The sequence below is a fragment of the Mixta intestinalis genome (assembly GCF_009914055.1).
Classification (GTDB): Bacteria; Pseudomonadota; Gammaproteobacteria; order Enterobacterales; family Enterobacteriaceae; genus Mixta; species Mixta intestinalis.
This window is the reverse complement of record NZ_CP028271.1, coordinates 1,702,425-1,713,970: the sequence shown is the minus strand read 5'-3', so window position 1 is coordinate 1,713,970 and position 11,546 is coordinate 1,702,425. Positions and strand designations below refer to the sequence as shown.

12 protein-coding genes are annotated in these 11,546 nt (G+C 54.9%); 8 read left to right on the top strand and 4 right to left on the bottom strand.

Annotated features, from left to right (window positions below):
* Positions 1-182 precede the first annotated feature (182 nt).
* Positions 183-1,055, bottom strand: a complete 873-nt coding sequence (locus C7M51_RS08145; protein ID WP_160621337.1) for a MurR/RpiR family transcriptional regulator — start codon at positions 1,053-1,055, stop codon at positions 183-185.
* Positions 1,056-1,414: 359 nt separating this feature from the next.
* Between C7M51_RS08145 and zwf the strand changes: the two genes are divergently transcribed.
* Together zwf and C7M51_RS08135 are read left to right on the top strand one after the other, a co-directional pair.
* A complete protein-coding gene (gene zwf, locus C7M51_RS08140) occupies positions 1,415-2,890 on the top strand; it encodes a glucose-6-phosphate dehydrogenase (RefSeq protein WP_160621336.1) in 1,476 nt (491 codons plus the stop codon).
* Between the two features lie 209 nt (positions 2,891-3,099).
* Positions 3,100-3,738: a bifunctional 4-hydroxy-2-oxoglutarate aldolase/2-dehydro-3-deoxy-phosphogluconate aldolase gene (locus tag C7M51_RS08135; RefSeq protein WP_160621335.1), complete on the top strand. Its 639-nt coding sequence runs from the start codon at positions 3,100-3,102 to the stop codon at positions 3,736-3,738.
* A 39-nt stretch (positions 3,739-3,777) separates the two neighbouring features.
* Here C7M51_RS08135 and purT read toward each other — a convergent pair whose 3' ends face one another.
* Positions 3,778-4,956 carry a formate-dependent phosphoribosylglycinamide formyltransferase gene (purT, locus tag C7M51_RS08130; RefSeq protein ID WP_160621334.1) on the bottom strand — a complete coding sequence of 393 codons (1,179 nt, stop codon included), beginning with the start codon at positions 4,954-4,956 and terminating at the stop codon, positions 3,778-3,780.
* Positions 4,957-5,095: 139 nt separating this feature from the next.
* Here purT and C7M51_RS08125 point away from each other — a divergent pair, with 139 nt between their 5' ends.
* The 3 genes from C7M51_RS08125 to C7M51_RS08115 all read left to right on the top strand — a co-directional run bounded on the left by C7M51_RS08125 (position 5,096) and on the right by C7M51_RS08115 (position 8,576).
* Entirely contained in the window at positions 5,096-5,416 is a 321-nt protein-coding gene (locus C7M51_RS08125) for a YebG family protein (protein WP_160621333.1), read from the top strand.
* 297 nt (positions 5,417-5,713) lie between these two features.
* Positions 5,714-6,385 carry a tellurite resistance TerB family protein gene (locus C7M51_RS08120; RefSeq protein ID WP_160621332.1) on the top strand — a complete coding sequence of 224 codons (672 nt, stop codon included), beginning with the start codon at positions 5,714-5,716 and terminating at the stop codon, positions 6,383-6,385.
* A 127-nt stretch (positions 6,386-6,512) separates the two neighbouring features.
* Positions 6,513-8,576: a prolyl oligopeptidase family serine peptidase gene (locus C7M51_RS08115; RefSeq protein ID WP_160621331.1), complete on the top strand. Its 2,064-nt coding sequence runs from the start codon at positions 6,513-6,515 to the stop codon at positions 8,574-8,576.
* On the opposite strand, the gene exoX is transcribed toward C7M51_RS08115, so the two are convergent.
* Entirely contained in the window at positions 8,573-9,247 is a 675-nt protein-coding gene (gene exoX / locus C7M51_RS08110; protein WP_160621330.1) for an exodeoxyribonuclease X, read from the bottom strand. The two genes, C7M51_RS08115 and exoX, sit on opposite strands and share 4 nt — an antisense overlap.
* 26 nt (positions 9,248-9,273) lie before the next feature.
* Entirely contained in the window at positions 9,274-9,504 is a 231-nt protein-coding gene (locus C7M51_RS08105; protein WP_160621329.1) for a DNA polymerase III subunit theta, read from the bottom strand.
* Between the two features lie 127 nt (positions 9,505-9,631).
* Here C7M51_RS08105 and yobA point away from each other — a divergent pair, with 127 nt between their 5' ends.
* Genes yobA through C7M51_RS08090 form a run of 3 tightly spaced genes read left to right on the top strand, consistent with a single transcriptional unit; the run spans position 9,632 to position 11,278 of the window.
* Positions 9,632-10,009, top strand: coding sequence for a CopC domain-containing protein YobA (gene yobA, locus C7M51_RS08100; RefSeq protein WP_160621328.1), 378 nt, complete (start codon positions 9,632-9,634; stop codon positions 10,007-10,009).
* Positions 10,010-10,011: 2 nt separating this feature from the next.
* The gene (gene copD, locus C7M51_RS08095; protein WP_160621327.1) at positions 10,012-10,890 is read left to right on the top strand and encodes a copper homeostasis membrane protein CopD; all 879 of its coding nucleotides are present in this window, start codon (positions 10,012-10,014) and stop codon (positions 10,888-10,890) included.
* A gap of 46 nt (positions 10,891-10,936) precedes the next feature.
* Positions 10,937-11,278 (top strand): YebY family protein, encoded by a 342-nt coding sequence (locus tag C7M51_RS08090; RefSeq protein ID WP_160621326.1) that lies wholly within the window; start codon positions 10,937-10,939, stop codon positions 11,276-11,278.
* The last annotated feature ends 268 nt before the right edge of the window (positions 11,279-11,546 follow it).

Genomic DNA, 11,546 nt, shown 5'->3' with positions numbered 1-11,546 from the left:
ATTCCTTTTTGCTCGTTGCTCTCCTCGCGTCCTTCTCATCGCTGAAAGTGTGAGGATGGTTGCGATGACCACAATACTGACAGCCGTGGCTAAAGTCACTCTTCCTGCATGGCAAAGAAAAGCTTCATTGATAACAGACAAAATTTCGCCTGGCCTGACAGCGTAAAACACATCCGTACTGATTAACGCGGCGCGGAAAACAGGCCGGTTTCTTTATCCAGTCGCGACGATTTCAGCGCCTCTTTTACCCGCCGCAGGTTATCGCGAAAGCCAGCGCCACGATGCAGCGTAAAGCCGGTAGCCAGCACGTCGATCAGCATCAGCTGCGCCATACGTGAAACCATCGGCATATAGATATCGGTATCCTCCGCGACATCGAGCGCCAGCAGCAGCGAAGCTTCACGCGCCAGTGGCGAACCGGAAGCGGTGAGCGCCAGCACCACGGCCCCGTTCTCCCGCGCCAGCTGCGCCAGTTCCGTCAGCGATTTGGTGCGGCCGGTATGGGAAATCAGCACCACCACATCATCTGCGCCGCTGTTAATGCAGCTCATGCGCTGCATCACCACGTCGTCGGAGTAAATTACCGGCACGTTAAAGCGAAAGAATTTATTCATTGCGTCGTGTGCCACCGCAGCGGAAGCGCCCAGCCCAAAAAAGCTGATTTTTTTCGCGCCCGCCAGGAGCTCGACGGCCCGTTGCAATGCCCGCATGTCCAGCTGCTGACGCACCTGTTCCAGACCGGCCAGCGCCGAATGGAAGAGCTTTTCACTGTAAATGTCGATGCCATCATGCTCGTCAATATTGCGGCTCACCCATGGCGTACCAGCCGCCAGACTTTGCGCCAGCTGCAGCTTAAAATCAGGAAAGCCTTTGGTCTGCATATGGCGACAAAAACGGTTGACGGTTGGATCGCTGACGCCAGCGCTGGCCGCCAGCTGGGCGATGCTGGAGTGCATCGCAATCTCTGGCGCGGAGAGAATAGTCTCGGCCACTTTACGCTCGGATTTACTCAGAGAGGAAAGCTGCGCCTGAATTTTTTCCAGCATGTTATTCATAAAAAAGCGCTCATCACTTCTGACAATTTCATTTACAGGTGCATCCGATGGCAATTTACTGAGAATATACCGCTCAGGCACGACGACATGGCAGCACCGGTAAAACGCAGTGCAATGTTTTTTGCCAGAATATGAACTGCGTCTGATTTTACCGGGCAAAAGCCATAAAAAAGAAACGGTGAAAAGGGCACATTACCAGGCGAAAACGCCGCTAAAGTAACCGGTCATAGCAAAAGGAGCGGGTGCAGGTTTACCCGCGCCGGTTAAACACAGTACATTGTGCCGAAATAAAATTACAATAAGAGCTGAGCCAGTTGAGAATTTTGCGGTTCAACTCATCCTGCAACGAGGAGAAAAGAATGGCGGTAACACAAACAGCCCAGGCATGCGATCTGCTCATTTTTGGTGCCAAGGGCGATCTGGCACGGCGTAAACTGCTGCCTTCCCTGTATCAGCTGGAAAAGGCCGGACAGATCCATGAGCAGAGCCGTATTATCGGCGTCGGGCGTGCTGAATGGGATAAGGCGGCGTACACCAAAGTGGTGCGTGAGGCGCTGGAAACCTTCATGAAAGAGAAAATCGATGAAGCGCTGTGGGATCGTCTCAGCAACCGCCTCGATTTCTGTAACCTGGACGTTAACGAAACCTCGCATTTCACCAAGCTTGGCAAGATGCTGGATCAGAAAAACCGCGTCACCATCAACTACTTCGCTATGCCGCCCAGCACGTTCGGTGCGATCTGCAAAGGTCTGGGTCAGGCGAAGCTGAACGCCAAACCGGCGCGCGTGGTGATGGAAAAACCGCTTGGCACCTCGCTGGAAACCTCGCAGGAGATCAACGACCAGGTTGGCGAATATTTTGACGAAAGTCAGGTTTTCCGTATCGACCATTACCTCGGTAAAGAGACGGTACTCAACCTGCTGGCGCTGCGTTTCGCTAACTCGCTGTTCGCTAACAACTGGGATAACCGCACCATCGACCACGTGCAGATCACCGTGGCGGAAGAGGTGGGTATCGAAGGACGCTGGGGCTACTTTGATAAAGCGGGCCAGATGCGCGATATGATCCAGAATCACCTGTTGCAGGTCCTGACCATGATCGCCATGTCGCCACCGTCCGATCTCAGTGCTGACAGCATTCGTGACGAAAAGGTGAAGGTATTGCGTTCATTGCGCCGTATCGATCACAGCAACGTGCGTGAAAAAACCGTACGCGGTCAATATACCGCCGGGTTTGTCCAGGGCAAGAAAGTGCCGGGCTACCTGGAAGAAGAGGGGGCTAATAAGGCCAGCAGCACCGAAACCTTCGTCTCTATCCGCGTTGATATCGATAACTGGCGCTGGGCAGGCGTACCGTTCTACCTGCGCACCGGTAAACGTCTGCCGACCAAGTGTTCTGAAGTCGTGGTTTATTTTAAAAACCCGGAAATGAACCTGTTTAAAGAGTCCTGGCAGGAGTTACCGCAGAACAAGTTGACCATTCGCCTGCAACCGGATGAAGGGGTGGACATTGAAATTCTGAATAAAGTGCCGGGACTGGATCACAAACATAACCTGCAAACCACTAAGCTTGACCTGAGCTACTCTGAGACCTTTAACCAGTCGCATCTGGCCGATGCCTACGAACGTCTGCTGCTGGAAGCAATGCGCGGCATTCAGGCGCTGTTTGTGCGCCGCGATGAGGTGGAAGCGGCATGGACCTGGGTTGACTCTATTATCGAAGCCTGGGCTGCCGATAACGAAGCGCCCAAACCGTACCAGGCCGGGACCTGGGGACCGGTAGCTTCCGTCGCGATGATTACCCGTGACGGTCGTTCCTGGAACGAGTTCGAATAATTCAATCTCGCTAAGCCCGCAGAACGCGGGCTTTTTTTTGCCCAAAAACGCGCAATAAAAAAATGAACCGTAGTTTCAAAAAAGGCGAAAGAGCATGGACGGGAAAGGTAAAAATCGGGTATGGTATGGGCCGTTTCCTTTGCTGCGCGGTGACGCGCCATTATTGCCAGTGGTCGGAAAGTTCGCTGGCCTGACAGGAGAGTAAAGCGATGAAAAACTGGAAAACAAGTGCTGAAGCGATTCTGACCACGGGACCGGTAGTACCGGTTATCGTTGTCAATAAACTGGAACATGCCGTGCCGATGGCGAAAGCGCTGGTCGCTGGCGGCGTTCGCGTACTGGAAGTGACGCTGCGTACGCCGGTAGCGATGGACGCAATCAAAGCGATTATTCAGGAAGTACCTGACGCAATCGTGGGTGCCGGAACGGTGATTAATCCTCAGCAGCTGGCGGAAGTGACCGCGGCAGGCGCGCAGTTTATTATCAGCCCCGGTATTACCGAACCGCTGTTGCAGGCGGCGGTAGAGGGAACCGTACCGTTGATTCCGGGCATCAGCACCGTATCAGAACTGATGACCGGTATGCAGTATGGTCTGCGCGAATTTAAATTCTTCCCGGCGGAAGCCAACGGCGGCGTAAAAGCGTTGCAGGCGATCTCCGGTCCTTTCTCTCAGGTACGTTTCTGCCCAACCGGTGGCATTTCACCGAAAAACTACCGCGATTACCTGGCGCTGAAAAACGTGCTTTGTATCGGTGGTTCCTGGCTGGTGCCGAACGACGCGCTGGAAGCGGGCGATTATCAGCGCATTACCGACCTGGCGCGCGAAGCGGTGGCTGGCGCACGCTAAGTGGTATCTGGCTCTCCCGCTGCGGGAGAGCCGTAAACCTCAGCCGCGTACCTTTACCGCGCCCGCCGCCGCGACTGCCCGCGTCACCGCGTCTTCAATCGTTTCCGCTGTCGCCAGCGCCACGCCCATACGACGTTTTCCCGCGATTTCCGGTTTTGCAAAAAGCCGCAGCTGTAGCCCGGCACCAAGTGCCTGCGCCACGTTATCGTAGCTGACGTCGCGGCTTTCCAGCTCTGGCAGGATCACGGCAGAAGCCGCAGGGCCATACTGACGTATCGCGCCTACCGGCAGGCCAAGGAAAGCACGCACGTGCAGCGCAAACTCAGAGAGATCTTGTGAAACCAGTGTGACCAGGCCGGTATCGTGCGGGCGTGGCGATACTTCACTGAAGATTACCTCATCGCCGCGTACAAACAGTTCCACGCCAAACAGACCATAGCCGCCCAGCGCCTTCACGACTTTTTCTGCGATGGCCTGCGCACGCTGTAGTGCCAGGTCACTCATCTGCTGCGGCTGCCAGGATTCACGGTAATCACCATCCTCCTGACGATGGCCAATCGGCGCACAGAAATGGATGCCATCGACAGCGTTAACGGTAAGCAGAGTGATCTCAAAATCAAAATTAACCACGCCTTCGACAATCACTTTGCCTGCACCAGCGCGTCCACCCTGCTGCGCATAATCCCACGCCTGTGCCAGCTGTGCTCTCTCGCGGATAAAACGCTGTCCTTTGCCGGATGAACTCATTACCGGCTTCACGATACAGGGAAAGCCGATCTCTTCCACCGCTGCGTTAAACTCAGCCTGGCTGGCGGCGAAGCGGTAGCGTGAGGTAGGCAGCGCCAGGGTTTCGGCGGCAAGACGACGAATACCTTCGCGATTCATGGTCAGCAACGCTGCGCGGGCATTGGGCACCACGCGTTGACCCTGCTGCTCCAGCTCAATCAGCGTATCGGTAGCGATCGCTTCGATTTCCGGCACCACATAATCAGGGCGCTCCTGCGCAATGACCTTCTTCAGCGCTTCGCCGTCGAGCATATTGATTACGTGACTGCGATGAGCGATGTGCATCGCTGGCGCATCGGCATAGCGATCGACGGCAATGACCTCCACGCCCAGCCGCTGACATTCAATCGCTACCTCTTTACCCAGTTCGCCAGATCCCAGCAGCATTACGCGCGTCGCGCCCGGACGCAGCGCGGTTCCCAGTGTCGTCATAGTTCCTACCTGAAAAGTGAGAAAAACAGATCGCGCCGCAGTATATACGAAAACGTTTGCGCTGCCAGCCTGATGGGAAAACTTGATCTCAAAATCCTGCCTGATATACTGTATAAAAATACAGTAACCGAGGTGAGTCATGGCTGTTGAAACCAAATTTGTAGTGGTCAGAAAAGGTGAAGAAAAAATGACATTTGCCAGCAAAAAAGAAGCCGATGCGTACGACAAAATGCTCGATATGGCTGAGGCCTTTACTGACTGGCTGTTGCAGAGCGAGCTGTCGCTGGAAGAGGCGCAGCTGGAAAATCTGGGTCTGTTCCTCGCCGAGCAGAAAGAGGCAGTTCAGCACATCCTGCGTACCAGCAAGCTGCCGGAAGCGCAGCCAGCCGGGAAAGCGCCGAAGGTTGCCGCTGCGGATGAAGAGAGCCAGAAAAAGGTACGCGCGGTTAAAGCGGCCTGATTGATGTTGCAGCCCGGTGATTTTCAGCCACACTTGATGAATCAGGCGGCTGAGCAGGGCATATCGCCCGCGCTACAGATATGGCGGGCTGCGTCTTACACTATTGCCTCCGGCGCGCTGCCCGTGCGCCGGGCGTTGCCTTAACAGGAACGAGCCATAGCCTGTTGTCATAAAGGCCACGCTCTCCAGTCTGACGTTGCGCCACCTGCTGCGCGGCGTTTTCTTCTGTTTGCTCCCGCTTACGCTTCTTGACTTCCGGTGCACTAACCTGAAAAGCAGGCGATAAAAGGAGAACCTATGGGCAACTGGCTGCAACAACTACAACAGATGTTAGGTAATACGGCAATTGGCAACGCGGGCGCAAAGGCGCAGGGTGGCAGCGAGGCGCTAAATAAAATGCTGGCGCCCGGTGCGCTGGGTGGCCTGGCGGGTATCCTGATCTCCAGTAAGTCCTCCCGTAATCTGCTGGGTAAATATGGCAAAAATGCCCTGATTATCGGCGGCAGCGCCGCAGCGGGCGTGTTGCTGTGGGATAAATATAAGCAGCGCGTACGCGAAACGCATCAGAACGATCCCCAGTTTGGTCAGCAGGCGACGCCGGTCGATCGGCGGGCCGAGCGCTTAATTACCGCGCTGGTGTTTGCCGCTAAAAGCGATGGTCATATGGATGGAGAAGAGCTACAGGCGATCAGGCAAAATATTCATCAGGCGGGCTATGGCGAGCAGGCTGAAGCGCTGATTCAGCAGGCTATCGATCGCCCGCTCGATCCTCACTGGCTGGCGCAGGAGGTAAAAAACGAGGAAGAGGCGCTGGAGCTCTACTTCCTCAGCTGCGCGGTTATCGATATCGATCATTTTATGGAGCGCAGCTATCTTAAAGAGCTGGGCGATGTACTGAAAATTCCTGCTGACGTGCGCGAAGATATTGAAAAAGATATCCGCCAGGAAAAACAGCAGCTCCCTACCTGATCGGCCTCGCGCAAGGTTTGCCGCAGCCTGGAGACAGGCTGCCGACCGTTTTTTACCGTTCCTCGCTTGGCAAGCATGGCCTTAACTGCCAACCTTAATAGATGTTTGTCTGGAAACAGTAATCGCTATGATGCCACCGAAAGCAAAAAAAATTGCCCATGAAATGACGCTGCACGGCGATACCCGCGTCGATAATTATTACTGGCTGCGCGACGACCAGCGCGAAGATCCGGATGTACTGGATTATCTGCATGCGGAAAATAATTATGGTCATAAGGTTATGCTGTCGCAGAAAGCGCTACAGGATCGTTTGCTGAAGGAGATGGTAGGGCGCATACCGCAACAGGATTATTCGGTGCCCTATGTAAAAAATGGCTATCGCTATCAAAGCCGCTATGAGGCCGGTAACGAGTATGCCAGCTACCTGCGCCAGCCCGCAGATACCACCACGCCTGACGAGTGGGAAGTGCTGCTGGATGCCAATAAACGTGCGGCGCACAGTGAGTTTTATACCATGGGGGCGCTGGAGGTCAGCCCGGATAACCGCATTATGGCGCTGGCGGAGGATTTTCTTTCGCGCCGTCAGTACGGTATTCGCTTCCGTAACCTGGAAACCGGCAACTGGTATCCGGAGGTGCTGGAAAATGTTTCGCCCAGCTTCGCCTGGGTTAACGATTCCAAAACGCTTTATTACGTGCGTAAAGATAAACAGACGCTACTGCCTTATCAGGTATGGCGACATAACGTTGGCGAGCCACAGCAAAAGGACGAGCTGGTGTATGAGGAGACGGACGATACCTTTTACCTCAGCGTACATAAAACCACCTCGGAACATTTCGTGCTGATTGCGCTGCACAGCACAACCACTACGGAGATTCATCTGCTGGATGCGGAATATGCCGATGCGCGCCCGCGTGTTTTTGTACCGCGCCGGAAAGGGCATGAATATACGCTCGATCATTACGACTACCGTTTCTGGCTGCGATCTAACCGTGAAGGCAAAAACTTTGGTCTTTACCGCACCAGCTATCTTGATGAAGCGCGCTGGGAAACCATCATTGCGCCACGTGAGCATGTGGTTGTGGAGGATTTTCAGCTGTTTCGCGACTGGTTGGTCGTGGAGGAACGGCAGCGCGGCCTCTCCAGCCTGCGGCAGATCTGCTGGCGCACCGGAGAAACCTTCGGTATCGCCTTTGACGATCCTGCTTATGTCACCTGGCTGGCCTTTAACGCTTCGCCGGAGACCAGTAAATTACGTTACGGCTATTCATCGATGACCACGCCTACCACGCTGTTCGAACTGGATATGGATACCGGCGAACGGCGCGTCCTGAAGCAGACACAGATTGCGGGCTTCGACTCCGCTCACTACAAAAGTGAACATCTGTGGATCAAGGTGCGTGATGGGGTGGAAGTGCCTGTTTCGCTGGTTTATCACCGTCAGCATCATCAGCCGGGAAAAAATCCGATGCTGGTTTACGGATATGGCTCCTACGGTTCGATTATGGATGCGGATTTCAGCTCCAGCCGTCTCAGCCTGTTGGATCGGGGGTTTATCTATGCCTTAGTGCACGTGCGCGGCGGTGGCGAACTGGGCCAGCAGTGGTATGACGATGGGCGTCTGCTGAATAAGATGAACACCTTCAACGACTTTTTGGATGTAACGGATGCGCTGGTGCAGCAGGGCTATGGCGATCCGCAGCGGCTGTATGCGATGGGCGGTAGCGCTGGCGGGCTGCTGATGGGTGCGGTGATTAACCAGCAGCCGGAGCGCTTTCATGGCGTTGTCGCGCAGGTGCCCTTTGTTGATGTGGTGACTACCATGCTGGATGAAACCATTCCGCTCACTACCGGTGAATATGATGAGTGGGGGAATCCAAACGACGCGCAATATTACCACTATATGAAGCAGTACAGCCCTTATGACAATGTCGGCGCTCACGCCTACCCGCATATGCTGGTTACCACCGGGCTGCACGATTCTCAGGTACAGTACTGGGAGCCGGCAAAATGGGTAGCAAAGCTGCGTGAACTGAAACAGGATGAGAACCTGCTGCTGCTCTGTACCGATATGGATTCCGGACACGGCGGGAAATCGGGGCGCTTTAAATCCTATGAAGGCGTTTCGCTGGAGTTCGCTTTTATTATCGGCCTGGCGCAGGGTACGCTGCACAGCGGTAGCGGCTACTAATCCTGCGCCTGGTGAACCTGCTTTTGCAGTGCATCGCGCAGGGCAGGTTTCAGATCCGGTATGGTTTTCAGCATCCAGCGCAGGTATCCGGGATCGCGTTTGGCAACGTCAGCGATCGCCTGTCCGCGATACTTCCCGAACGGCATGACCTCGGTGCTCCCGGCCTGCGAAACCGGTAGCGCGGCAGCCATACGCGCCGCATCCCAGCCGGAGGTTTCCATAATGCGAATCAGCAGGGCAGCGGTCACGTAGCAGTCATACAGTGCCCGATGGGCATGCAGATCGGCCGGTGGTGTTACCTCCAGCCGTAAGTGCTCGCGCAGCGCCTGATTGCTGTAGGTCAATCCCGGCCAGAGCTTGCGCGCCAGTTTCATGGTGCATATCCACTCGCCATGCATCTCCGGCAGCATACGACGATCGAAGCTGGCATTGTGCGCCACGTAGTAAGGGCTGCCGTGATAGCGATGGATTAGCGCCTCGATCGGCGGCTTATTGGCTACCATCGCTTCGGTGATACGATGTACTGCCATCGCCTGACGGCTGATGGGACGATCCGGGCAAACCAAATCGCTCATGGGATTAACAATTTGCCCGTCAATTACGTCAACGGAGGCGATTTCAACGATACCGCCCTGTAAGCCGCAGGTTTCGGTATCAATAACGCGTAGCATAAAGCCTCTTAGCGCAGCGGCGCACTTTATTTACTTTTTGGTTCCCACGGCAGGCGGGAGAGATTTAGCGAGGTTTGTCGGTGATGCATCAGACGCTGGCGAAACCAGTCGCGCAGGGCTTCCGGCTGTTCCCGCTCAACGAGCTCCGCTACCACCGGCATATTGTAACGTTCTTTAAAGGCAACGCCAGCGGCAGCCAGATCTACGTTCACTTTATCTTTCTCTTCCTGTGGAAGTGTTGCCAGATTGTTAGTCATTTTTTACTCCTTTGTGTAAGTGCGACGCGGCCTGTCAGGATCGCCGTTATTGCCTCGACACGCTTCTGTACGCGGGGTATGCTGCGGCCTCGTTGCGGACAACCACGATAGTTTACAGGATGAAATCATGTTGAAAACCCGCTTCTCTGCTTTAACCGGTGCTGCCGTGCTGGTACTGGCAGTCGCTTTTTCTCCAGCGGTGCTGGCCCATGCCCATCTTAAATCGCAATATCCTGCCGCCAACGCGAATGTTGAGGCCTCTCCACAGGCGCTAACGCTGACTTTTTCAGAAGATATCGAGCCGGCATTCAGCCATGTTGAGATTATCGGCGCTGACCAGCAAACCATGCCAACCGCAGAGGTGGAATGCGCACCAAAACAGCATAATCAGCTGATCGTCCCGCTGGAAAAACCGCTTGCTGGCGGCAGCTACCAGGTTAACTGGCACGTGCTGTCAGTCGACGGTCATAAAACCAAAGGAAGCTACACTTTCAGCGTGAAATAGTCATGACGCTGGAATCTGTCTATATATTCTGTCGTGCGCTCCATTTTGGTGCGCTGATGCTGCTGGTGGGCAGCGCCTCTTACAGCGTGCTGCTGGCGCCGCGTCGCTATCGACCGCTGCCTGGTCAGCGCTTCATGCCGTTGCTGAGCGGCTGTGCGCTGCTCTCTTTGCTTAGCGCGCTGGCTATACTGGCGGCACAGACCGGGTTGATGAGCGGCGACTGGCATAATGTTTTTCAGCTAAGTATCTGGCGAGCCGTGCTGAGTACCGGTTTTGGTCAGGCCTGGCAGCTGCAGCTGCTGTTTGCGCTGCTGGCGTGTCTGTCTCTGGCGGGACGGGGCGCTACGCGTCAGCGTTTGCTGCTGCTTTGCGGCCTGATTCAGCTTTGTACACTGGCGCTGGTGGGGCATGCCGCCATGCAGGACGGCTGGCCCGGCGTAGTACAGCGAATTAACCACGCGGTGCATTTAACCGGTGCGGCTTTCTGGGCTGGTGGCCTGTTGCCACTGTTGTGGCTGATGCGCGATGCACAACAGCCTGCGTGGCGCAGCGAAGCGATATGCACCATGATGCGTTTCTCCCGTTATGGACACCTGGCCGTGGCGCTGACGCTAATCAGCGGCATTATCAATACCGCTTTTATTGTCGGCTGGCCGCTACCGATCGATAATCCATACCGACAGTGGCTGCTGCTGAAAATTGGGCTGGTAGGCATAATGGTCTGCACCGCGTTGTTTAATCGCTATTATCTGGTGCCCCGTTTTCGACAGTCGGGCGGTGAGGCACAGCGGAGATTTGTTCATGCAACACAGTTTGAGCTATGGCTTGCTGTTGCGGTGGTAGTCATCGTTAGCCTGTTTGCAACGCTCCAACCCGAATAAATAAGGCCTGGAAAGCCAGGCGCAAGTAAGACAATAAGGTAACGCAATGAAGAAAATTATTGGACTGGCACTGGCGCTGGGATGTTGTAGCAGCGCACTGGCGGCTTCGGAGGTGATCACGGTGAGCCGCTTTGAGATCGGTAAAGATAAGTGGCCGTTTAACCGTGAAGAAGTGATGCTCACCTGTACCAAAGATCATGCGCTGTTTGCTATTAATCCCAGCACGCTGATGCAATATCCTCTGAATGAAAAAGCGGAGCAAAAGGTGGCGGCAGGACAGGCCCAGGTGCAGTCCATTGCAGTGATTCAAAATGACGATCCGCAGCGTCCGGGTGAAAAAGCCAGCCTGCAACCTATCCTCGATCGGGCGGAAAAACTCTGCAACTAACCTCCGTAGCGATCTGTTTTGGCGCGGTTGTTCCGCGCCGCTTCTCTGTAGTCAAAGGTGGCGCTAAAAGACAGCGCCCTGGCTAAGTTCTGCCGTTAGCATCACAGAGTTCAATTCTTCTTTGCCGCTCGCTACATCCGGCTGGAAAAAACGTGCGCCTGTTCTATGCTTTATAAGGCAAGGCGACATCGCCTGCATCAATGCCAACTTTTAGCGCACGGCTCTCACAAGAGCCATTTCCCTGGACCGAATATAGGATTCGTATTCG